The organism is Pseudomonas fluorescens, from assembly GCF_002022275.1.
GTDB classification, from domain to species: Bacteria; Pseudomonadota; Gammaproteobacteria; order Pseudomonadales; family Pseudomonadaceae; genus Aquipseudomonas; species Aquipseudomonas fluorescens_AJ.
Map to the genome: position 1 here is coordinate 98595 of NZ_MSDF01000016.1, position 22801 is coordinate 121395.

At 60.3% G+C, this 22801-nt stretch carries 20 protein-coding genes and 1 tRNA gene; 12 read left to right on the forward strand and 9 right to left on the reverse strand.

Features of this window, described 5'->3' with window-relative positions; genetic code table 11:
* Window positions 1-71: 71 nt before the first annotated feature.
* The 3 genes from BFW87_RS12510 to BFW87_RS12520 all read right to left on the reverse strand — a co-directional run bounded on the left by BFW87_RS12510 (window position 72) and on the right by BFW87_RS12520 (window position 2709).
* Window positions 72-983, reverse strand: coding sequence for a hypothetical protein (locus tag BFW87_RS12510; protein WP_078740121.1), 912 nt, complete (start codon window positions 981-983; stop codon window positions 72-74).
* Window positions 984-1229: 246 nt separating this feature from the next.
* Entirely contained in the window at window positions 1230-2465 is a 1236-nt protein-coding gene (locus tag BFW87_RS12515; RefSeq protein WP_078740122.1) for a tyrosine-type recombinase/integrase, read from the reverse strand.
* A gap of 167 nt (window positions 2466-2632) precedes the next feature.
* Window positions 2633-2709 (reverse strand) — tRNA-Arg (locus BFW87_RS12520).
* 369 nt (window positions 2710-3078) lie between these two features.
* Between BFW87_RS12520 and gabD the strand changes: the two genes are divergently transcribed.
* The 3 genes from gabD to BFW87_RS12535 all read left to right on the forward strand — a co-directional run bounded on the left by gabD (window position 3079) and on the right by BFW87_RS12535 (window position 7329).
* A complete protein-coding gene (gene gabD / locus BFW87_RS12525; protein WP_078740123.1) occupies window positions 3079-4521 on the forward strand; it encodes an NADP-dependent succinate-semialdehyde dehydrogenase in 1443 nt (480 codons plus the stop codon).
* A gap of 182 nt (window positions 4522-4703) precedes the next feature.
* Window positions 4704-5981 (forward strand): 4-aminobutyrate--2-oxoglutarate transaminase, encoded by a 1278-nt coding sequence (gene gabT, locus BFW87_RS12530; protein ID WP_078740124.1) that lies wholly within the window; start codon window positions 4704-4706, stop codon window positions 5979-5981.
* 139 nt (window positions 5982-6120) lie between these two features.
* Entirely contained in the window at window positions 6121-7329 is a 1209-nt protein-coding gene (locus BFW87_RS12535; RefSeq protein ID WP_078740125.1) for an HDOD domain-containing protein, read from the forward strand.
* Window positions 7330-7472: 143 nt separating this feature from the next.
* Here the strand turns inward: BFW87_RS12535 and BFW87_RS12540 are convergent, their stop codons facing one another.
* Together BFW87_RS12540 and desA are read right to left on the reverse strand one after the other, a co-directional pair.
* Window positions 7473-8474 (reverse strand): sensor domain-containing diguanylate cyclase, encoded by a 1002-nt coding sequence (locus tag BFW87_RS12540; RefSeq protein ID WP_078740126.1) that lies wholly within the window; start codon window positions 8472-8474, stop codon window positions 7473-7475.
* A gap of 386 nt (window positions 8475-8860) precedes the next feature.
* Window positions 8861-10045, reverse strand: a complete 1185-nt coding sequence (gene desA, locus BFW87_RS12545) for a delta-9 fatty acid desaturase DesA (protein WP_078740127.1) — start codon at window positions 10043-10045, stop codon at window positions 8861-8863.
* A 166-nt stretch (window positions 10046-10211) separates the two neighbouring features.
* Here desA and dibA point away from each other — a divergent pair, with 166 nt between their 5' ends.
* From dibA to BFW87_RS12575, 6 genes are all read left to right on the forward strand, one after another.
* Window positions 10212-12125 (forward strand): phosphodiesterase DibA, encoded by a 1914-nt coding sequence (dibA, locus tag BFW87_RS12550; protein ID WP_078740128.1) that lies wholly within the window; start codon window positions 10212-10214, stop codon window positions 12123-12125.
* A gap of 301 nt (window positions 12126-12426) precedes the next feature.
* The gene (gene oscA / locus BFW87_RS12555; protein ID WP_010565387.1) at window positions 12427-12609 is read left to right on the forward strand and encodes a sulfur starvation response protein OscA; all 183 of its coding nucleotides are present in this window, start codon (window positions 12427-12429) and stop codon (window positions 12607-12609) included.
* A gap of 67 nt (window positions 12610-12676) precedes the next feature.
* Window positions 12677-13687 carry a sulfate ABC transporter substrate-binding protein gene (locus tag BFW87_RS12560; RefSeq protein ID WP_078740129.1) on the forward strand — a complete coding sequence of 337 codons (1011 nt, stop codon included), beginning with the start codon at window positions 12677-12679 and terminating at the stop codon, window positions 13685-13687.
* Window positions 13688-13885: 198 nt separating this feature from the next.
* Window positions 13886-14704: a sulfate ABC transporter permease subunit CysT gene (gene cysT / locus BFW87_RS12565; RefSeq protein ID WP_078740130.1), complete on the forward strand. Its 819-nt coding sequence runs from the start codon at window positions 13886-13888 to the stop codon at window positions 14702-14704.
* A 13-nt stretch (window positions 14705-14717) separates the two neighbouring features.
* Window positions 14718-15590, forward strand: coding sequence for a sulfate ABC transporter permease subunit CysW (gene cysW / locus BFW87_RS12570; RefSeq protein WP_078740131.1), 873 nt, complete (start codon window positions 14718-14720; stop codon window positions 15588-15590).
* Between the two features lie 3 nt (window positions 15591-15593).
* Window positions 15594-16574, forward strand: coding sequence for a sulfate/molybdate ABC transporter ATP-binding protein (locus tag BFW87_RS12575; RefSeq protein WP_065899550.1), 981 nt, complete (start codon window positions 15594-15596; stop codon window positions 16572-16574).
* Between the two features lie 111 nt (window positions 16575-16685).
* On the opposite strand, the gene BFW87_RS12580 is transcribed toward BFW87_RS12575, so the two are convergent.
* Window positions 16686-17210: an Mpo1 family 2-hydroxy fatty acid dioxygenase gene (locus BFW87_RS12580; protein ID WP_078740132.1), complete on the reverse strand. Its 525-nt coding sequence runs from the start codon at window positions 17208-17210 to the stop codon at window positions 16686-16688.
* An 83-nt stretch (window positions 17211-17293) separates the two neighbouring features.
* Here BFW87_RS12580 and BFW87_RS12585 point away from each other — a divergent pair, with 83 nt between their 5' ends.
* Together BFW87_RS12585 and BFW87_RS12590 are read left to right on the forward strand one after the other, a co-directional pair.
* On the forward strand, window positions 17294-17980 hold the full coding sequence (locus tag BFW87_RS12585) for a Crp/Fnr family transcriptional regulator (RefSeq protein ID WP_078740133.1): 687 nt from the start codon (window positions 17294-17296) through the stop codon (window positions 17978-17980).
* A gap of 38 nt (window positions 17981-18018) precedes the next feature.
* Complete coding sequence (locus BFW87_RS12590) at window positions 18019-18384, forward strand: response regulator (RefSeq protein WP_078740134.1); 366 nt, start codon at window positions 18019-18021, stop codon at window positions 18382-18384.
* Window positions 18385-18507: 123 nt separating this feature from the next.
* Here the strand turns inward: BFW87_RS12590 and BFW87_RS12595 are convergent, their stop codons facing one another.
* Window positions 18508-19512 carry an AraC family transcriptional regulator gene (locus BFW87_RS12595; RefSeq protein WP_078740135.1) on the reverse strand — a complete coding sequence of 335 codons (1005 nt, stop codon included), beginning with the start codon at window positions 19510-19512 and terminating at the stop codon, window positions 18508-18510.
* Between the two features lie 99 nt (window positions 19513-19611).
* On the opposite strand from BFW87_RS12595, the gene BFW87_RS12600 reads away from it, so the two are divergent.
* A complete protein-coding gene (locus tag BFW87_RS12600; RefSeq protein WP_078740136.1) occupies window positions 19612-20706 on the forward strand; it encodes a fatty acid desaturase in 1095 nt (364 codons plus the stop codon).
* On the opposite strand, the gene BFW87_RS12605 is transcribed toward BFW87_RS12600, so the two are convergent.
* A complete protein-coding gene (locus tag BFW87_RS12605; RefSeq protein WP_078740137.1) occupies window positions 20597-21532 on the reverse strand; it encodes a LysR family transcriptional regulator in 936 nt (311 codons plus the stop codon). The genes BFW87_RS12600 and BFW87_RS12605 overlap by 110 nt on opposite strands.
* Window positions 21533-21628: 96 nt before the next feature.
* A complete protein-coding gene (locus BFW87_RS12610; protein WP_078740138.1) occupies window positions 21629-22798 on the reverse strand; it encodes a CynX/NimT family MFS transporter in 1170 nt (389 codons plus the stop codon).
* Window positions 22799-22801: the final 3 nt, after the last annotated feature.

Genomic DNA, 22801 nt, shown 5'->3' on the forward strand with positions numbered 1-22801 from the left:
TGAAAGACAGGCACAGACTAAGAGGCAAAAAAAAAGCAAACATGGTTTGCTTTTCTTCCACTGCATAAAAATTATCTTGGTAGAAAACCGCCTTTCTTTAGGTATTTCCTTACGGTTGGTATAGAGCCCTTGCCCTGTTTAACGAGTATTTTGACGAGGTCGGCCGCTGATATTTTGGGGTCAATAGCGATTTGCTTTATTGCCGATTTGCTTATCTCTTCAAAAAGCTTTTTGGTGTTCTCTTGCTTCGCTGTCCCCGGCTTGCTGTTGGCTTTCCCGGCTGCTTTGGCCCTTTCCGACGCTTTTGCTGCAAATGCCTGATCCAGTGCAGTTCGCAGAAACCGAGATGCGCTCAAGTCGTTCCGGAGGTTGTCCGTGTGGTCAGCTTCTTGGTATAGCGAAGCTAACATCAATGCTTTTGAGGTCTCGCCATACCGAATGGCGAACTCCTCCCGGGCCTCTATTTCAAGTTCGCTGCTACGCTCTCTTTCCCTTTTGAGGAGAGAAGCATACTGGGTGGCGTCAGTCAGCCTGATCTGTTCGACTAGATCATAGTCAAGGTCGTAAAGACGCAACTCTAGGTTGAAAAGCCAGTTGCCAAGTGCCGTTACTGCCTCGACTGCCTGAATGAGCGCATAGGTTGCTACAAGCTGGGTGTCGCTGGCTGGGTGATTGATCCCTAGGACACCTCGAATGACTCTAGGTAGTGAGGTCGCTTCGGAAAAACAAACGTGCTGATCAATCACGCTTCGAAGATGAAACATCTTCGTCGTAGTTGATTCTGCGCAGTCAGCGTAGCAGCCGTCCTCTAGCCAGTAGGACATCGCGTTGTCGATGCAGTGAAACGCATCGCTAAATCTTTCGGAGAATTGGTGATACAACGACAACGTGCGAACAGCGATTTCAACATCGTCGAGATCCCAAAGTAGACAGTCGACATCTACGCCGGCGATTTCTAGTTCCACACCTAGCTCAGTTTCCATTTAGGTCTCCCCGCCGCCCCGAGGCCAGTGAGCTAACGCAGCGATTTTCGGATGGAAACGCCGATGCCAGCAGGGTTGCGGGTGTGGCTTTTCTGTAACACGACTGCTCGATGTAACACGTGGTGTTCACAGACTTCGCATTGCGTGTAACGCTGAATATTTTCAATAAAAACAATGACTTTAGTGAGTGCGTAACACGCGTAACACCCGTAACGCTATTTTTTAGGGGGTACAGGGTTAGCTGCTTCACACGACCTTCCCAAATTGACCGTGCACTACATTTCCGGCCACTAGGGAATCAAGATGATCGGCGTACCACTGCATCATCACTCTGCGCTGAGGGAGGTACACCGCTTTGTTATAGACCCCGGCGATCCCCTCCTTTGCATGAGAGAGCTGTGCCTCTATGTGATTCTCATCGAAACCCTGCTCATTGAGTATGGTGCTCGCGATGTGACGAAAGCCATGACCTGTTTGCCGACCGGCATATCCCAGTCTGCGGAGCGCCATTAGAAAGACGGTGTTTCTACGGGGGATTGTCCTGTCTTTCCTGCCTGGAAATAGGAGAGGGTACGCACCTGTAAGTGTTCGTAATTCAGCGAGCGCTTCGATTGCCTGCCGAGAGAGAGGCACCACATGTTCGCGACGACGTTTCATTCGCTCGGCTGGGATCGTCCATAGCTTTTTGGAGAGATCGATTTCTGACCAGCGTGCTTCTCGGATTTCGCTCGGGCGCGATGCTAATAAGGAAAGCAAGCGAAGCCCTATACGAACGTCCTTTGCGTGAGGGTAGGAGTTGATCGCTCGAAGTAGCGCAGGCAGTTCTTCAATCGAAACGTGTGCATAGTTTTCAGCGCTACGTGATTGCAGGAATTTGCTGAGACCTTCAAGGGGGTTGTGGACGGCTCGTCCTGTTACGCGGGCCAGGTCATAGATCTCTTTGCAAAAGGCACGAACTCGGCCCATTTGTTCAATGATCCCCTTCTGCTCCATGCCACGTAGAAATTCCATCCATTCCAGGGGCAATATTTCTGTGTACACGCGTTTTCCGAAGACGGGGAACACATGAAGCTCAAGTGCGCCAAGTACCCGTCGAGACGTACCTGATTCCCAGCTTGTGCGTCTGGCCTCAAACCACTCGCGCCCTAACGCTTCAAAGGTGTTGTTGGCAGCAACCTGGTCTGCAACCTTCCGAGCCTGCTTACTCACCAATGGATTTTTGCCGGTCGATGCGTCTTCACGCAGTTGAGCTGCTTTCTGTCTCGCCAATGAGCCACTGATTTCCGGGTAGCCGCCGAGACCCAGCCAAGACCATTTTCCGTCTGGCTTTTTGTAGCGCAGCTCCCATGATTTCTGCCCGTTAGGTTTCACCCGGAAGTACAGGCCATTCCCGTCCTGCTCCCGATACGTTGTGTGCTCAGGCTCCAGGCCTGCAAGCGTGGTGTCTGCTAAGGGGCGGCGTTTGATTTCAGTGCGCTTCACTTCCTGTATGCCTCCAGTTATAGGAATCTCAAAGCATACACGTGGGCATACACGGCGGGAAGTTATAGGGGTAGACAGGGATGGATAGCCAGAAACAAGAAAGCCCGCACGGGGCGGGCTTCTTGGGGTGTTTCGTAGACTGTCTGAGACAGCCAGAAACTAGTATATGGTGCACCCGGCGGGATTCGAACCCACGACCCCTGCCTTCGGAGGGCAGTACTCTATCCAGCTGAGCTACGGATGCTTGTGCGGGCGACATCATACCCATGTCGACCTTGGGCGTCCATGCTCGGTTTTGGCCGTTAAGGTGTGGGAAATCAGCGGGCTGCGGTGCTATGTCGGGCGCCGCTGATCAATACGGGGGAACGCGGCCCTTTCACGTTGATCCGAAAGATTCGGCAAATGCGCCGTTTTCGTTCTTTTTTTCGAACAGACTATTGCCCTGCCCCCCCATTGATCCTAGGATTCGTTTGAGATTTCAAACGCTCTGTCTCCCGTGCGCAATTTCCTTCCTCGCGTGCTGGGGCTGATTTCCCTGACGGCAGCCCACAAGGCGCCTTTCAACAACTCTAATTCGCTCCGCGCGCGCGCGGTGCTGTTAAGGAAAGCCGACATGCAGCTTAAAGATGCCCAGTTGTTCCGCCAGCAAGCCTTTATCGATGGCGCTTGGGTCGATGCGGACAACGGTCAAACCATCAAGGTCAACAACCCTGCCACGGGCGAAATTCTCGGCACCGTGCCAAAGATGGGCGCCGCTGAAACCCGCCGCGCCATCGAAGCCGCCGACAAGGCGCTGCCAGCCTGGCGCGCACTGACCGCCAAAGAGCGCGCGAACAAGCTGCGCCGCTGGTTCGAGCTGATCATCGAGAACCAGGAAGACCTGGCTCGCCTGATGACCCTGGAGCAGGGTAAGCCACTGGCCGAAGCCAAGGGCGAAATCGTCTACGCCGCCTCCTTTATCGAGTGGTTCGCCGAAGAAGCCAAGCGCGTCTACGGTGACGTAATTCCTGGCCACCAGCCGGACAAGCGCCTGATCGTTATCAAGCAGCCGATTGGCGTTACCGCGGCGATCACCCCGTGGAACTTCCCGGCTGCGATGATCACCCGTAAAGCTGGCCCTGCCTTGGCCGCCGGTTGCACCATGGTCCTCAAGCCTGCCTCGCAAACGCCGTTCTCCGCCTTCGCCCTGGCTGAACTGGCGCAGCGTGCCGGTATTCCAAAGGGTGTGTTCAGCGTGGTGTCCGGCAGTGCCGGCGACATCGGCAGCGAGCTGACCAGTAACCCGATCGTGCGTAAATTGTCCTTCACCGGCTCGACCGAAATCGGTCGCCAGCTGATGGCCGAATGCGCCAAGGACATCAAGAAAGTCTCCCTGGAACTGGGCGGCAACGCGCCGTTTATCGTGTTTGACGACGCCGACCTGGATAAGGCCGTCGAAGGCGCGATCATCTCCAAGTACCGCAACAACGGTCAGACTTGCGTCTGCGCCAACCGCCTGTACATCCAGGATTCGGTGTACGACGCGTTCGCCGAGAAACTCAAGGTGGCTGTGGCCAAGCTCAAGATCGGCAACGGTCTGGAAGACGGCACCACCACGGGCCCGCTGATCGACGAAAAAGCCGTGGCCAAGGTTCAGGAGCACATCGCCGACGCGCTGAAAAAAGGTGCCAAGCTGCTGACGGGCGGCAAGGTCATCGACGGTAACTTCTTCGAGCCGACCATCCTGGTGGACGTGCCGAAAGACGCCGCTGTCGCCAAGGAAGAAACCTTCGGCCCGTTGGCGCCGCTGTTCCGCTTCAAAGACGAAGCCGAAGTGATCGCGATGTCCAACGACACCGAGTTCGGTCTGGCCTCCTACTTCTACGCCCGCGACCTGGGCCGTGTGTTCCGTGTGGCCGAAGCCCTGGAGTACGGCATGGTTGGTGTGAACACCGGGTTGATCTCCAACGAAGTGGCGCCGTTCGGCGGCATCAAGGCGTCGGGCCTGGGCCGTGAAGGTTCCAAGTACGGGATCGAGGATTACCTGGAAATCAAATACCTCTGCCTGGGCATCTAAGCCGGGGAAAGGTTTGCAGCAGACGCAGAGGGCACGAGAGCGCTGATCCTTTGCGTGTTTCAAGACGTTATTCGCAGTGGCCGGGAAAGCTGTGGCAGTCGATCATCGCATGCTGCCGTAGTTGCCTCCCCGCCACGTATTCCTTGAGCAACGCCACCCGATGAGTGGCGAATGAGGACTTTATGAGCAAGACCAACGCATCCCTGATGAAACGCCGCGAAGCCGCTGTACCACGCGGTGTTGGCCAGATTCACCCGATTTTCGCCGAGTCGGCAAAGAACGCCACCGTGACCGACGTTGAAGGTCGCGAGTTCATCGACTTCGCCGGCGGTATCGCCGTGCTGAACACCGGCCACGTGCACCCGAAAATCATCGCGGCCGTGACCGAGCAGCTGAACAAGCTGACTCACACCTGCTTCCAGGTGCTGGCCTATGAGCCGTACGTGGAGCTGTGCGAAAAAGTTAACGCCAAAGTCCCAGGTGATTTCGCCAAGAAAACCCTGCTGGTGACTACCGGTTCCGAAGCCGTCGAAAACGCCGTGAAAATCGCGCGTGCCGCCACTGGCCGTGCTGGCGTGATCGCCTTCACCGGCGCCTACCACGGCCGCACCATGATGACCCTGGGCCTTACCGGTAAAGTCGTGCCGTACTCGGCCGGCATGGGCCTGATGCCAGGCGGCGTGTTCCGCGCGCTGTTCCCGAACGAACTGCACGGTGTGAGCGACGACGACTCCATCGCGAGCATCGAACGCATCTTCAAGAACGATGCCGAGCCACGTGATATCGCGGCCATCATCATCGAGCCGGTACAGGGCGAAGGCGGTTTCTACGTCGCGCCGAAATCCTTCATGAAGCGCCTGCGTGAACTGTGCGACAAGCACGGCATCCTGCTGATCGCCGACGAAGTGCAAACCGGTGCCGGCCGTACCGGTACCTTCTTTGCCATGGAACAGATGGGCGTTGCCGCCGACCTGACCACCTTCGCCAAATCCATCGCTGGCGGCTTCCCGCTGGCCGGTGTGTGCGGCAAGGCTGAATACATGGACGCCATCGCGCCAGGCGGCCTGGGCGGCACCTACGCCGGTAGCCCGATCGCCTGCGCTGCGGCCCTGGCCGTGATGGAAGTGTTCGAAGAAGAGCACTTGCTGGACCGCTGCAAAGCGGTTGGCGAGCGTCTGGTAACCGGCCTTAAAGGTATTCAAGCCAAGTACCCGGTGATCGGCGAAGTGCGTGCCTTGGGCGCGATGATCGCGGTCGAGCTGTTCGAAGGTGGCGACAAGCACAAGCCGAACGCTGCTGCCGTCGCCTCCGTGGTGGCCAAGGCGCGTGACAAGGGCCTGATCCTGCTGAGCTGCGGTACCTACGGCAACGTGTTGCGCGTACTGGTCCCGCTGACCTCGCCGGACGAGCAACTGGACAAAGGTTTGGCGATCATCGAAGAGTGCTTCTCCGAGCTGTAAGCGGATGCTGACCTGATCGACAGAAAAAACCCGCTTCGGCGGGTTTTTTTATGCCCATCGCCGCACATTCAGGCCCTGTTCATTGTACGCAGGCGGCTCGATTGTCTAAGGTTGCAGCATTGCCGATGGAGCGTGCTGGATGACTGCTGTTGATTTACCCGCTGTACCCCGTGTGTTGATTGCCGAGGCGGACCCTTGGTCGCGGGATTTGCTTAAACAGGTGCTGTTGAACGTGCGCTGCGACGCACGGCTGGATGTGTGTGCTGATGGCCAAGAGGCTGCCACGCTGCTGCGAGAAAAATCCTACGACCTGATCCTGGCGGATTGGGAGCTGCCGGGCATTGATGGCCTGAGCCTGCTGCGCAGCGTGCGCCAGCAGCGTCGCTCGCCCGCGTTGCCGTTCATTCTGCTGAGCAGTCGCAATGACAGTGCCAGCGTGCGTGAAGCCTTGCCGCTGGCGCCCACGGCGTACCTGACCAAACCCTTGAACATGGAAGGCCTGACTCAACGCCTGCAGGATTTGCTGCTCAACGAAGGCGAGAGCGTGTATTGCGAAATACCGCCGCTGGCGCCGGGCGTGACCCTGCCGGTGTTCCTGGAGCGGCGCCGCGACACTTGCGATGGCGCGCCACTGCGGGTGGATGTGAAGGCCGCCGTGCACTACAGCCTCGGCCCCGATGGGCTGGACCTCAAGCGCCTGGAAGACCGGGTGCGCATGGACCCGCAAATCACCGCGGTGCTGATTGCCGCCGCCAACAGCGCCGGCCATCACGGCACGCCGGTGCAGACCCTGCCGGCGGCACTGCACAAGCTGGTGGCGGGGCAGAGCATGAACCTGATCCTGGGGCTGGCCCTCAAGCACAACGTGGTGCTGGGCGACCCGGGTCTGTTGGCCTACGCCGAGCGGTACTGGCAGTTGTCCCAAGACACCGCCGATTACGCCCGTCGTCTGGCGCGCATGCTGGAGCTGGATCACGAGCGCTGTTACAGCGCGGGCATTTTGCATCGTCTGGGTGATCTGGCACTGCTGCGTTGCCTGGAGGACTGGCGCCAGGGTGGTGGCGCGCTGGATGACGAAGGGATTGGCGACGCCCTGTTTACCTTCGGTGCGGCCTACGGCTCAGCGTTGCGCGCACGCTGGCGTTTGCCGCTGGAGCTGCGTCAGTTGATTGCGGCCATTTATTCGCTGGAAGGCGGTGTGTATTCGCGGGATGCGCTGGTGGTGAACCTGGCGGCGCAGATGGCGCGTTTGACTGAGCATGAAGGGCTGGAGGCACTGGCCAAAAGCAAAACCGCACGGTTGCTGAAGGTCGGTTTGTCGGAGCTGATGCGGGTGCGCAACAGCTAACAGCCCCCGCAAAAACCCCCTGTGGGAGCTGGCTTGCCTGCGATGGCATCACCTCGGTATGGCTGATAGACCGAGGTGTCCGCATCGCAGGCAAGCCAGCTCCCACAGAGGGGCAGAGTTGTTGCAGAGGGATGTGTTTGGCTTCAGTCCGCAACCACACGGTTCTTGCCCAGGCGCTTGGCCTCATACATGGCCGCATCGGCCCGTGCGAACAGGCTGTCGAGGGTCGAATCTTCCTCGCGCAAGCTGGCCAGGCCCTGGCTGACGGTCACGGTAAAATCCCGGCCTTCGTAGCTGAACTTCAGCGCCTGGATTTCCTTGCCGAGCCTTTCGGCCACCTGCAACGCCATTTCCGGTGCGCAACCCGGTAATACGGCGGCGAACTCTTCGCCACCAATGCGCCCGAACAGGTCGCCACGGCGCAATACGCTTCGGCCGCTCTCGGCGATACGCCGTAGCACCTGATCGCCCTCCAAGTGGCCGTAGGTGTCGTTGACGTCCTTGAAGTCATCGATGTCCAGCAACAGGAACGCCAGCGGCCCGCCCTGGGCGCAGGCGCTGTCGAAGGCCTGGTTGGCGCATTCGAAAAAATGCCGGCGGTTACTGCTCTGGGTCAGCACGTCGGTGGTGGCCAGGCGGTGCAATTCCAGCTCCATCTGTTTCTTTTCGGTGATGTCTTCGGCCATGCCGACCACGATCACCGGCTCACCGGGCTCCACCTGCTGGTTGATGTAGCACTTGTCACTCAGCCAGCGGATCTGGCCGTCAGCGGTGATGATGCGGTACTCGCGGTCTTCCACAGCACCCTGTTCCAGCACGCGGGCCAGGCTGTGTTCGGCGTAGTCGAGGTCTTCGGGGTGAATGCTGTTGCGCCATTCCCGGTGGTCGGCCAGCAACAAACCCGCTGAACGGCCAAACACACGCTCATAGGCCGGGCTGACGTACAGCACGCGGCGCGTTTCCCAATCGATGGCCCACAGCACGGCGTTCACACTGACCAGCAGCGAGCTCAGCAGTTGCTCGCGCTCACTCAGCCGCTCGACTTCACCCTGGGCATGCATCAGCGCCAGCAGGGTCGCCGCGGCGGCTGGGCGAGAAGGCTCGGCCGTGGGCGTGTCGGGTGCAAAGGGGTTTTCGAGAACCATCGGTACAACTCTCTCTGGGCGCGCCGCAGGATGGAGCCGCGATCACTACAAGGGGCCACCATGATGGCGAAGTGTTCATTGAGAGAGGGGAATTGCGGTGAAGTTCCGTGATCCAGCTGACTAAGAAATGACGTCAGAAACCGGTTGGGGCCCGATTTTCGTGATGAACAGGCTGATTTTGGTGAGTGGTTTTACGGTGGCGAGCGTACTCATTGTGGCGAGCGGGCTTGCCCCGCGTTGGGCTGCGCAGCAGCCCCAAAACCTGACAACGCGTTCTGTATGACAGAACTGCGCTGGTGGGATCAGGGCTGCTGCGCAGCCCAACGCGGGGCAAGCCCGCTCGCCACAGAAAGCCCGCTTGCCACGGGCGGGCGGTGAGTGCCTGTTCAGGCCGCGGCAGGACGCAGTGAATAGGTCTTCAGCTGGTGGGCAAAATCACGCAGGGACTGGATACCGCTGGCCTCGGCCTCATGCACCCATTCCTTGATCGCGGCCAACATATCGTGGCCATTGGAACTGGTCTTGAGCCAGATCTGCTGCAAGGCCAGGCGCTTCTCGTAAATCACCGTCAGGGCGTGGCTGTGTTCCAGCATGCTCTGGATACGCACGTGGTGGCGGTCATCCAGCAAGCTGGTTTCCCGCGACAGCAGGCGCTTGGCGCGGTGGAACTGGTGGCGCACCGAATGATCGACTTTCTCCAGCTCCTGCTTGACCAGCGGGCCAATCACCAACTTGCGGTACTGGGCCATGATCTGGAAGCGGTTGTTGAGGATCGCCATGGCGGTGTCCATGTCCAGATGGCCCTTGCCTTCAACACGGTGCGCGATAGGCGCCACGCGTTGCACCTTGGCCAGTCGGAAAAAGCTGAACACTTTGATCCACGCCCAACCGAGGTCGAATTCCCATTTTTTCACCGACAATTTGGCGGAGTTGGGGTAGGTGTGGTGGTTGTTGTGCAGTTCTTCGCCGCCAACAATGATGCCCCACGGCACCAGGTTGGTCGCCGCGTCGCGGCATTCGAAGTTGCGATAGCCCACGGCATGGCCCAGGCCGTTGATTACGCCGGCGGCCCAGAACGGGATCCACATCATCTGGATCGCCCAGATGGTGATGCCGATGGTGCCGAACAGCATCAGGTCGATAACGCCCATGATCGCCACGCCCAGCAACGGGTAGGGCGTGTAGATGTTGCGTTCGATCCAGTCGTCCGGGCAGTTCTTGCCGTAGATGCGCAGTGTTTCCGGGTTTTCGGCCTCGGCGCGGTACAGCTCGGCGCCTTTGCGCAACACGGTAGACAGGCCTTTGATGACCGGGCTGTGCGGGTCATCGACGGTTTCGCACTTGGCGTGGTGCTTGCGGTGGATGGCGGTCCACTCGCGGGTGTTCTGCGCCGTGGTCAGCCACAGCCAGAAGCGGAAGAAGTGTTTCAGGCCGGCATTGAGCTCCAGGGAGCGATGGGCTGAATAACGGTGCAGATAGACGGTGACCCCAACAATGGTCACATGGGTCATCAACAGCGTGACTGCCACCAGTTGCCAGGCTGACAGGTCAAGAAAACCGTTGTACCACATAGGCTGTATGGCCCTCAGATAAAGAAAAAAACAGCTCACGCATTATCACTAAGCCCACAGAGAAAACCAGCCACCCTTTCAGATAGGAGTGACTGGATGTTTCTTATTCTATAATCCGCAGCCTTTGTAGGGCGATTTTGTTTTTTGGGTAAGGATTACTGACCATATGCTGTTTTCGTACCGAGGTGCCCTTCGTGCGGGGCTGGTATACCTGCTGGTTTCCATCGTGTGGCTCCAGCTCAGCAACCACCTATTAATCGACTTTCTCGATGACCCACGGGAGTTGGGGCGCTGGCTGCAGGTGCGCGGCTATGTTTGGGTGGCCTTGACCGCGCTGGCGATTTACCTGATGTGCGTGCGTTTCGCCCGCACTCACAGGCTTCAACAACCCCTGAAAGAAAACCGCGAGCGCCTGCAACAGGCGGCCGCCGTCTTCGACAGCACCCGCGAAGGCGTGCTGGTGACCGATGCCCAGGGGCTGATCGTTCACGTTAACCGGGCGTTCATGGCCATCACTGGCTACCGCCGCGAAGATGTCATGGGCGAACGGCCAAGCCTGTTCAAATCGGGGCGCCATTCGTCGAATTTTTACCAACAGATGTTCCAGACCCTGGAGAAATCCGGTGAATGGAGCGGCGAAATCTGGAATCGACGCAAAAGCGGCGAGATTTATCCACAGTGGCAAACCATCCGCGTTATCCATGACGACCAGGGCAACGTCAGTCACTTCGTCGCGGTGTTCTCCGACATTAGCGCCATCAAGGATTCCGAGCACGAATTGGCGTACCTCGCGCACCACGATCCGTTGACCGAGCTGCCCAATCGCCTGTTGTTCACCGACCGCGTCGAGCAGGCGCTGGCCTCGGCACAGGTGCATAAACGTGGCAGCGCCCTGCTGATGCTGGACCTGGACCACTTCAAAATCATCAACGACAGCCTCGGCCACACGGTCGGTGACCAACTGCTCAAAGCCGTCGCTGAGCGCCTCAAAGGCCTGTTCGGCCCCGGCGTGACCCTGGCGCGCCTCGGTGGGGATGAGTTCGCGGTGTTGGCCGAAAGTTGTCCACAGGTGGTGCAGGCTGCCGCCTTGGCGCAGCGCATGCTCGATGCGATGAAGCAGCCGTTCATCTTTGATGGGCATCAATTGTTTATCAGCGCCAGTATCGGCATCAGCCTGTTTCCCAGCGATGCCCTGAGCGCCGAACAACTGCTGCGTAACGCTGATTCCGCGCTGTTCAAGGCCAAAAGCGCTGGCCGCGAAGGCTACGCGCTGTACACCGAAGAGCTGACCGCCCACGCCCAGCACCGCGTGGAAATCGCCGGCGAATTGCGCCGCGCCCTGGATCAGCACGAGCTGCGCGTCTATTACCAACCCGTGCACGACCTGCAAGACCACCGCCTGATCGGCGTCGAAGCGCTGGTGCGCTGGCAGCACCCGGAGCGCGGGCTGGTGCCGCCGGGGGAGTTTATCCCCATCGCCGAGCGCACCGGGTTGATCGCCGAAATTGATGCCTGGGTGATGGACCAGGCCTGTCGCCAGATGTGTCAGTGGCTGGCCGAGGGCGCACCGCTGAGTTTCATTGCCGTCAACGTATCCAGTCGTTTGTTCGCCCGGCGCGAGCTGTACGAGCAAGTCGCCCAAGTGCTGCACGCCACGGGCCTTGATCCGGCGGTTCTGGAGCTGGAAGTCACTGAAAGCGCAGTGATGGAGGATCCCGAAGTGGCGCTTGAGCAAATGCACCGTCTGCGCGAACTGGGCTTGCGGCTGGCTATCGACGATTTCGGCACCGGCTATTCCTCGCTGCTGCGCCTCAAGCGCCTGCCGGTGCAGAAGCTCAAGATCGATCAGGGCTTTGTGGCCGGGTTGCCGTGGGATGAGGATGATGCGGCGATTGTGCGGGTGGTGATCGCGCTGGCAAAAAGCATGGGCATGCAGGTGCACGCCGAAGGGATTGAACAGGTGGAGCAGGCGCGGTTCTTGTTGGAGCAAGAGTGTGACATGGGGCAGGGCTACTGGTTTGGGCGGCCTATGCCGGCAAGTGAAATCGATTGGGGCCGCGCCCCTCCAATCCAGGCTTGAAATGCACTCAAAATGTGGGAGCTGGCTTGCCTGCGATAGCGGTAGGTCAGCGATGAATGTACTCGCTGACACACTGCCATCGCAGGCAAGCCAGCTCCCACATTTAGATCTTCTCGAGGCTTTATTTCGGTGTTCGGGCACAAAACCCGCTCGCAACCCCACGTCCTGCCAGAAAATTCTTTCTGGTTATATAAACATTCTTAAATAGTATTTTTAAGAATATCCGCGCTTATCTACTATCGCCCTCACGCCGCAAGCAGTGCCGCCACTGCGAGGCACTATTCATTTCAGGAGCGAGACCATGAGCGCATCTCTACGTAGCGTCGACGGCCAGGACGAAGCAGCCATTTTGCGTGAGATCCAGAGCGCCCTGCGCGATCTGCGGTTTGGCGCGGTGGAAATTACTGTGCACAACGCCCAAGTGGTACAGATCGAACGCAAAGAAAAATTCCGTTTGCAGAACCCAGGCAACAAACCGGCTTAAGCATCACCGGCGATAGACCCGCAGTTATAAGAAAAAGCCAACACCAAAGAATTTTCAGGAGCCTTCTATGTCGTCGATTCGCCGTTACGCCCTGGCCGCATTGGCCAGTGCCGTGTTTGCAGGTTCCGCCGTTGCCAAAGACTACGAGTTGCTCAACGTCTCATACGACCCTACCCGTGAGCTGTACCAGGACTACAACGCTGAGTTCACCAATTTCTGGAAACAGTCCCACCCGGGCGACAACGTCAAAATCCAGCAATCCCACGGTGGTTCGGGCAAGCAAGGCCGTGCGGTCATCGACGGCCTGCGCGCCGACGTGGTGACCCTGGCCCTGGCCGGCGACATCGACGAAATCGCCAAACTGGGCAAGACCCTGCCGGAAAACTGGCAAACCCGCCTGCCGGATGCGAGCACCCCGTACACCTCGACCATCGTGTTCCTGGTGCGCAAGGGCAACCCTAAAGGCATCAAGGATTGGGGCGACCTGATCAAGAAAGACGTGTCCGTGATCACCCCGAACCCGAAAACTTCCGGCGGTGCGCGCTGGAACTTCCTCGCCGCCTGGGCCTACGGCCTCAAAGCCGGTGGCAGCGAAGCCAAGGCGCAGGAATACGTCAAAGAACTGTTCAAGCACGTGCCGATTCTCGACACCGGCGCCCGTGGTTCGACCATCACCTTCGTCAACAACGGTCAGGGTGACGTGTTGCTGGCCTGGGAAAACGAAGCGTTCCTGGCGCTGAAAGAAGACGGCGGCGCCGATAAGTTCGACATCGTCGTGCCGTCCCTGTCGATCCTCGCCGAGCCACCGGTTGCCGTGGTCGACAAGAACGCCGAGAAAAAGGGCAACACCGAAATCGCCACCGAATACCTGAAACACCTGTACAGCCCGGCTGGCCAGGAGATTGCGGCGAAAAACTTCTACCGCCCACGCGATGCAGCGGTTGCCGCCAAATACGCCCAACAGTTCCCGAAACTGGACTTGGTGACTATCGACAAAGACTTCGGCGGCTGGAAAACTGCCCAACCGAAATTCTTTAACGACGGCGGCGTGTTCGACCAGATTTACACCGCGCAGTAAGCCAAAGTACCTGTAGGAGCCTGATTTTCTGTAGGCGCTGGGCTTGTGTGGGAGCTGGCTTGCCTGCGATGGCATCACTTAGGTGTGACTGACACACCGAGGTGAGGCCATCGCAGGCAAGCCAGCTCCCACAGAAAAGCCAGCCTCCCCAGAAAGCGCGCTCCTACAGTGGTTTCTACCCTTTAACCAAGGACTCTTATGTCGCGTCGTATCTCCCCCGTCATACCCGGCTTCGGGCTGACGCTGGGCTACACCGTGGTGTACCTCAGCCTGATCGTACTCATCCCCCTTGCGGCGATGTTTGTACACGCCGCTCAACTTACCTGGGATCAGTTCTGGAACATCATCTCCGCACCGCGTGTGCTGGCGGCGTTGAAACTGAGCTTCGGCACTGCGTTGTACGCCGCCATCATCAATGGCGTGATCGGTACACTGCTGGCCTGGGTGCTGGTGCGCTACACCTTCCCCGGCCGCAAGATCATCGACGCGATGATCGACTTGCCGTTCGCGCTGCCCACCGCCGTCGCCGGTATCGCGCTGACCGCGCTGTACACGCCTAACGGGCTGGTCGGCCAGTTCGCCGCAGACCTGGGTTTCAAAATCGCCTACACCCCGTTGGGCATCACGCTGGCGCTGACCTTCGTCACGCTGCCGTTCGTGGTGCGCACGGTGCAGCCGGTGCTTGCCGATATCCCCCGGGAAATCGAAGAGGCGGCCGCCTGCCTGGGTGCCAAGCCGTTGCAGGTGTTCCGCTACATTCTCGTGCCCGCGCTGCTGCCCGCCTGGCTGACCGGTTTCGCCCTGGCCTTTGCCCGTGGCGTCGGAGAGTACGGCTCGGTGATTTTCATCGCCGGCAACATGCCGATGAAAACCGAGATCCTGCCGCTGCTGATCATGGTCAAGCTCGACCAATACGACTACCACGGCGCCACCTCGATTGGTGTGCTGATGCTGGTGGTTTCCTTTGTTTTGCTGCTGCTGATCAACTTGTTGCAGCGGCGCATCGAAACCCCATAAGGAGGCGCGGAACATGTCCCAATCGTCTATTTCCGCCGCGTCCTCGGCCAACGCTGCCCGCCGTGGCAGCGCAGTGTCGCGACGCATCCTGATCAGCCTTGGCTGGCTGGTGTTCGCATTGTTCCTGCTGCTGCCGCTGTTTATTGTGGTGTCCCAGGGCTTGAAGAACGGCCTCGGCGCGTTCTTCACCGCGATCCTCGAACCCGACGCGTTGTCGGCGCTGAAACTCACGGTGATCGCCGTGGTGATTTCGGTGCCGCTCAACGTGGTGTTCGGCGTCAGCGCCGCCTGGTGCGTGAGCAAGTACTCGTTCCGTGGCAAGAGCATCCTCGTCACGTTGATCGACCTGCCGTTCTCGGTCTCGCCGGTGATTGCAGGTTTGGTTTACGTGCTGATGTTCGGCGCCCAGGGCTTCTTCGGCCCGTGGCTGCAAGACCACGACATCCAGATCGTGTTCGCCTTGCCCGGCATCGTACTGGCAACCATCTTTGTCACCGTGCCCTTCGTGGCCCGTGAACTGATCCCGCTGATGCAGGAGCAGGGCACCCAGGAGGAAGAGGCTGCACGCCTGCTCGGCGCCAACGGCTGGCAGATGTTCTGGCACGTGACCGTGCCGAACATCAAGTGGGGCCTGATCTACGGTGTTGTGCTGTGTACCGCGCGGGCCATGGGTGAGTTCGGCGCGGTGTCGGTGGTGTCCGGCCACATTCGCGGCGTGACCAACACCTTGCCGCTGCACGTCGAGATTCTCTACAACGAATACAACCACGTTGCCGCGTTTGCGGTGGCGAGTCTGCTGCTGATCCTGGCGCTCTTCATCCTGCTGCTCAAGCAGTGGAGCGAGAACCGTATTAACCGCCTGCGCACAGGTAGCGGAGAGGAATAAGTCATGTCGATTGAAGTCCGTAATGTCAGCAAGAATTTCAACGCCTTCAAGGCCCTGAACAGCATCAATCTGGATATCCAGAGTGGCGAGCTGGTGGCGTTGCTCGGCCCGTCCGGCTGCGGCAAGACCACCTTGCTGCGCATCATTGCCGGCCTGGAAACTCCGGATGACGGCAGCATCGTGTTCCACGGTGAAGACGTGTCCGGGCACGACGTGCGCGATCGCAACGTCGGGTTTGTGTTCCAGCACTACGCGTTGTTTCGCCATATGACCGTGTTTGACAACGTCGCCTTCGGCCTGCGCATGAAACCGAAAAACCAGCGCCCGAGCGAAAGCCAGATCGCGGTGAAGGTCCACGAACTGCTGAACATGGTGCAGCTTGACTGGTTGTCGGACCGCTACCCGGAACAACTCTCCGGTGGCCAGCGCCAACGTATCGCCCTGGCCCGCGCCCTGGCGGTCGAGCCCAAAGTGCTGTTGCTGGATGAGCCCTTCGGTGCCCTCGACGCCAAGGTGCGTAAAGAACTGCGCCGCTGGCTGGCGCGCCTGCACGAAGACATCAACCTGACCTCGGTATTCGTGACCCACGACCAGGAAGAGGCCATGGAAGTCGCCGACCGTATCGTGGTGATGAACAAGGGCGTGATCGAGCAGATCGGTTCACCGGGCGAAGTCTACGAAAACCCGGCGAGCGACTTTGTTTACCACTTCCTTGGCGACTCCAACCGCCTGCACTTGGGCGAGGACAAGCACGTGCTGTTCCGGCCGCACGAAGTGTCGCTGTCGCGCCATGAACTGGAAGATCACCACGCGGCTGAGGTGCGGGATATTCGCCCACTCGGTGCAACGACTCGGGTGACCTTGAAGGTCGAAGGCCAAAGCGAGCTGATCGAAGCTGAAGTGGTGAAGGACCACGACAGCCTGACCGGCCTGGCCCGTGGCGAGACCTTGTTCTTCAAACCCAAGGTCTGGCAAAAAGCCTGACGCAAAGATCGTTCCCACGCTCCGCGTGGGAATGCCTCTTGTGACGCTTTGCATCACGCTTTGGGACGCGGAGCGTCCATGGCTGCATTCCCACGCAGAGCGTGGGAACGATCATGCGGGAGAGTTGTGGCGGTTGGTCCGCACCGGCCCCGACCGCTCTTCGATCTGCTGCTTCAAATCCCCCCGCAACCCCACCAGAAACGCCAACTCCGCCACCACAAACAACGGCCCTACGATGAGCCCCGACACATCGTCCACAAACGCGGGCTTCTTGCCTTCGTAGTAATGCCCGACAAACTGAATCACCCAGCCCACCACAAACATCCCGATGCCGCTGCTCAGCCACACCAGCGTGCTCTGCGCCGCCAGTACATGCCCGGCCCACACCGACAAGCCCATCAGCACCGTCATCAGCACGCCCAGCGCCAGTTCCAGGCGTAGGTAAAACCACGCCGAAAACAGCGCGACAATCACCGCCGGTGAAACCCACAGACCGCCCACCGCCCATTCAGGGCGCGACAGCAGCACCGCCACGGCGACGACGATCAGCGGAATGCCGATAAAGTGGCTGGCGATATTGCGCGGGTCGCGGTGGTAAGCAGCGTATTGGCTGAGGTGATCGACGAGGCTTTTCATTGTTGTTCCTCCTGTAGGATGCTTGATCATGCCCTGTCAGCCTGCGCCTGACTGTCAACTGGGCGACAATCTTCGGAGTTCTCATGGACGCAGAGAAATGGCATGCGCGACTGGCCACCGGTCACTGGTTCAGCCACTTGCCCGAGTCCTTTCAGCATAGCCTGCTGGCCCACGCGCGGCTGCGGCAGCTGGCGGCGGGGCAATACCTGTTCAAGCGCGGCGACCCGCCGTGCGGCCTGTATGCGGTGCTGGATGGCACGCTGCGCATCAGTGCGGTGAGTGAGCAGGGCAAGGAGGCGGTGCTGAGCCTGGTGGAGTTGCCGTACTGGTTCGGCGAAATCTGCCTGTTCGATGGCTTGCCCCGCACCCACGACGCCTGCGCCGTGGGGCCGTGCACGCTGTTGCAGGTGCCGCAGCAGGCGTTGCTGAACATCCTCGATCAAACCCCGCAATACTGGCGCGACCTGGCCTTGTTGATGAGCCAAAAGCTGCGCTTGAGCTTTATCAACCTTGAACACCTGAGCCTGATGCCTGCCTCGGTTCGACTGGCCCACCGTTTGTTGATGATTGTTGAGGGGTATGGCGACACCGAGCACGCAAAAAGCGTCCTGCAACTGCCCCAGGAAGACCTCGCGGCGATGCTGAGCCTGTCGCGCCAGACCACCAACGCCCTGCTCAAAGACCTGCAAGCCCAGGGCGTGGTGCGCCTGGGGTATGGCGAGATCGAGATTCTCGACGTTCAGCGCCTGCGTGAGGCGGCACACACCTGAGGGTGTTAGCCTGCACGTCTGATCAATCGAGGTGTGTTATGCGCGTGCTGTTAGTGGAACATGAATCCGACGAGGCACAGCGGATGGCTCGGGGCCTGAACGAGGCCGGCTACACCGTGGAAGTCGCGGCCAATGGCATGGCGGCGTTGCGTTTTGTGGAAAGCATCGAGTACGACCTGGTGATTCTGGACGTGATGCTGCCGGGCCTGAATGCCTGGAAATTGCAGCAGGCGATTCGGTTGAAGGGGCAGACGCCGATGTTGTTTTTGACCACCCCGGGCGGGATTGAAGATCGGTTGCGCGGGCTGGAGCTGCATGAGGATGATTATTTGCTCAAGCCATTTGAAGCCAAGGCGCTGGTGGCGCGGGTGAAGAAGTTGCTGCGGCGTGATCGGGGGCGTTGACTGATCTGACGCCATCGCAGGCAAGCCAGCTCCCACAGTTGACCGAGTTCCAACCATGGAATGCAGTCAGCTGTGGGAGCTGGCTTGCCTGCGATGAGGCCCTCACATTCGCCAAAAATCTCCCTACCGCAACCCATCCCGAAACTGCCCCGGCGTCATCCCCGTCCACCGCTTGAACGCCCGGTTAAAACTGCTGGTATCGGCAAACCCCAACAAATGACTGATCTCTGCCAATGAACACTGCGGGTCCCGCAAGTGCAGCAGCGCCAGGTTCTCCCGGCATTCATTGAGCAACGCATCAAACCGGCACCCTTCATCCGCCAGGTGCCGCTGCAAACTGCGCAGGCTCAGGTGCAGCGCCTGGGCGATCCGCTCGGCGCTCGGCTCGCCATCGGGCAGTTGCGCCTCGATGGCCCCGCGCACCTTGCGCTCCCAGGTCAGCGGTTGCAGCTGGGCGAGGGTGCGTTTGAGCACGGTTTCATTGTGTTCGGCCAGCTCCGGGTTGGCGTCGTCCAGATGGCTGTCGAAATCCCGTGCGGCAAACTCAAGTCGATCTTCTTCAGCGCCGAAGAATACCGGCGCGCGAAATACCGTGTGCCACGGCTTGGGGTCCGCCGGCTCCGGCCTGCGCAGGTGCACCGCCAAGGGCGCGTATTCACGCCCCAGCCGATTGCGGCAGGTGCGCACATAGATTGCCGCAAAGGCATCAATCGCTTCGAACGCCGGCGCCGGGCCGCCCGGCGGTTGCAGCAGCCGAAAGTGGTAGCGCTCGCCATCCCCGCTAAGCTCCAGGATCAGCGCATCGCTGACCACCTGGTGATAACGCACGATGCGCTCAAACACCTCGCGCAAGCTGCCGCTGGCCACCAGCGCGTAACCCAGCGCATGAAAGGTGGTGGGGCTGACAAACCGCGACACCCGCAAACCAATCGCCGGGTCGCCGCTGGCCTGCACCGCCAGTGCCCACAGGCGCGTGGTCGCCGACAGCGGGTAGCGCGCGTTGGGGTCGTCCATCTGCTGTGGGTCGAGCCCGGCTTGCGCGCACAGCCCGGCACTGTCGAGGCCCAGGGCGTCGAGCTGCTTGCGCAGGGCGCGGGTCCAGCTGGCGAGGGAGGTGGGTTCGGTCATGGCGATTGGCGCTTGCGGTCAACAGGTTGGCGTCCGGGGCTGCTGCCTTGGCGCACCAGGTGGGCCAGGATGCAGCTATCGATAACAGAGGATGGAAGCATGGACGGTACTTCTGCAAGTCCCCAACAGATGAACGCGCAACAGCGTTCCGCAAAAATCCGTGAAGTGGTGCTCGCCGAAGGCGTGCGCCTGCGCCAGCAACACCCCTGGCTGCTGCATCAGGACGCGCTGGGCGCGGGCATCCTGGCGTTTGCGCTGGTGGGCATGCTCGGCTCGGCCGCGCTCTACATCACCGGCCATCTGGCCTGGTGGGCGTGCCTGCTGCTCAACGCCTTCCTCGCCTCGCTGACCCACGAGCTGGAACACGACCTGATCCACAGCATGTACTTTCGCAAACAGCGCGTGCCCCACAACCTGATGATGGGTCTGGTGTGGCTGGCGCGGCCCAGCACGATCAACCCGTGGATCCGCCGCCACCTGCACCTCAACCACCACAAAGTCTCGGGCACCGAGACCGACATGGAAGAGCGCGCGATCACCAACGGCGAGCCCTGGGGTTTTGCGCGGTTACTGATGGTCGGCGATAACGTGATGTCGGCGTTCATCCGCATGCTGCGCGCCAAAACCTGGGGCCACAAACTCAAGATCCTCAAGCGCTCGCTGCTGGTATACGCGCCCTTGGCGCTGCTGCACTGGGGCGCGTGGTACGTGTTCCTAGGCTTTCATGCGGCCAATGGCATCGCCAGCCTGATGGGAGCGCCCATCGAGTGGTCGGCCAGCACCTTGCAGGTGATGCAGGTGATCGACATCGCCGCCGTGGTGATCATCGGCCCCAACGTGCTGCGCACCTTCTGCCTGCACTTTGTCAGCTCCAACATGCATTACTACGGCGATGTGGAATTGGGAGACGTGATCCAGCAAACCCAGGTGCTCAACCCGTGGTGGATGTGGCCGTTGCAGGCGTTCTGCTTCAACTTCGGCAGCACCCACGGCATCCATCACTTTGTGGTGAAAGAGCCGTTCTACATCCGCCAGATGACGGCCGGGGTGGCGCACAAGGTGATGGCTGAGATGGGCGTACGCTTCAACGACTTTGGTACGTTTGCGCGGGCCAATCGGCTTGGCTTTCCACCGCCAGAAGGGTTTCGATCAGCGCCTTCGCCGCAGGTGACAACCGAACCCCAGCGCGGCTGATCACGCCGCAGCGGTTGTTCAAGCTATCGAGCGCGTGAGGCAGGTTGCGCCACTGCAAGATGTGCAATTCGCCGCTGGCGAACCCGTCGACAAATGCCTCTTCGGCCCCCAGCCCCACCGCGTCGGACTGGCGCACGATGCTCGCCAGCGCGGCGAACTGCTCCAGTTCGATCGCGGGCGCAAAGTCGATGCGCCCGCTGAGGTTGGCTAGCAGCTTGCGAATGCCCGGCGCAATCAGCGGCGTCGCCAGCGGGTAGGCGAACAAGTCGTTGGTGGACAAGCTGTCCTTGGCCAGCAGCGGGTGCTCGGCACGGCAGAAAAACACCGTGCGCCTGGGTGTCAGGGCCTGAGTCTGGAAGTTCGGGTCGGCCTCGAAGTGGCGCACATCGGCGATAAAAAATTCAATCTCCTCACGGCTCAGACTGCGGCCGAGCTTTTCCCAATTGTCCACCTGCAAGCGCGTACGGACCTTGGGGTAGGCGCTGATAAACCGTGCCATGGCCTGGGGGGCGAGGTTGACCGCCGCCACAGCATCGCTGCCGAAGCACACTTCGCCGGCGTCGAGCTTGGTCATGCGCGTGACTTCATGGCTGAGCAGCGCCGCGCCCTGCACCAGGCTCAAGGCGTGTTGCAGCACCACTTGGCCCTCGGGCGTGGGGCGCAGATCTTTGTGCGCACGGTCGACCAGCACACAGCCGAACTCCTGCTCCAGGCCCTGTATGCTGCGGCTGAACGCTGGCTGCGTGATGCCCATGGCGTCGGCGGCGCGCACGAAACTGCGGTGCTCATTGAGCGCGATGAAGTAGCGCAGTTGGCGAAGATCCATGGTGTGCCCGGCGTCCAGGGGAAAGCCGGGATTTTAGGGTGTGGGTTTATTCCTTAAAAGAAGCTTATGGTTTTTATCTAGATCTTAAATGCATATCTATAGAGCCGGTGCCGTGCGGTAGGTGGCCGGACTGAACACCCGCGTCACCACCAGCATCGCCAGCGCCGTGGCCGTCAGCACCCACCAGGCGCTGACGAAGTTACCGGTGAGTTCGCGCAGCCAGCCGGTCAGCCACGGCGAAACTGCATTGATCAAAAAGCCCACACCTTGCACGAACGCCGCCAGTTGCCCGGCCTGGCGTGGGTCGCGGTGGTGGTCGAGAGTCAGCAGCAGGCTCAGGGCGAAGCACGCGCCCAGGCCGAAGCCGCAGAGCGCCACCCATAGATGCGGGAATTGCAACGGCGCCAGGATCAGGCCGAGGTAGCCCACGGTTTGCGCCAACAGGCTGATGCCGAGCAGTGGGCGACGGTCGATACCGCGTTGCGCCAATACCGGCATCAACAGCGCGGCGAGCACCTGAAAAATGGTCATGAACGCCAGCAGCGAGCCGCTGGGCAGCACGTCCCAACCCAATTGCTGATAGTACGCAGGCAGCCACGCCACCATGCTCATGTAGCCGCAGTTCACCAAGCCGAAATACAGCGCCAGCAGCCACGCGCGGCGATTGCGCAGGCCCTTGAAGGCCGGAATCAGCTTGGCGCTTCTGGCCGCGCCCAGCGGCACGAAGGCCCACAGCAGCAGCGCGGCCATCGCCGGCAATAGCCACACGCCCAGACCTGCCTGCCACTGCCCGAAATGCGTGGACACTACCGGGCTGAGCAAGGCCGCCAAGCCACCGCCTGCCATCAATGAGGCTGAATACACGCCCATCGCCACCGGCACGCGGTGGTGGAATTCGCGCTTGATCATCGCCGGCACCAGCGCCTGGATCAGCGCCACACCGGCGCCGCCGAGCAGTGCGGTCACCAGCAGTGCCGAGGCCTGGCCCATCAGCCAGCGCGCCAGGCACGCCAGCAGAATCATCATCAGCCCCAGTGCAATGCCGCGCCGTTCGCCCAGGCGCGCTTCCACCCGCACACCCACCAACGCGACCAGCCCCATGCACGCCACCGGCAGGCTGGTGAGCAGGGCGCTGCTCTGGAAGCTCAAGCCGGTGGCCTGGCGAATCTCGCCGAGCAGCGGGCTGATCGAGCTGAGGATTGGCCGCAGGTTGAGGCCGAGGACTACCAGCAGGCCCCAGCCGGCGAGGGATTTATTCAGGGTCATGCA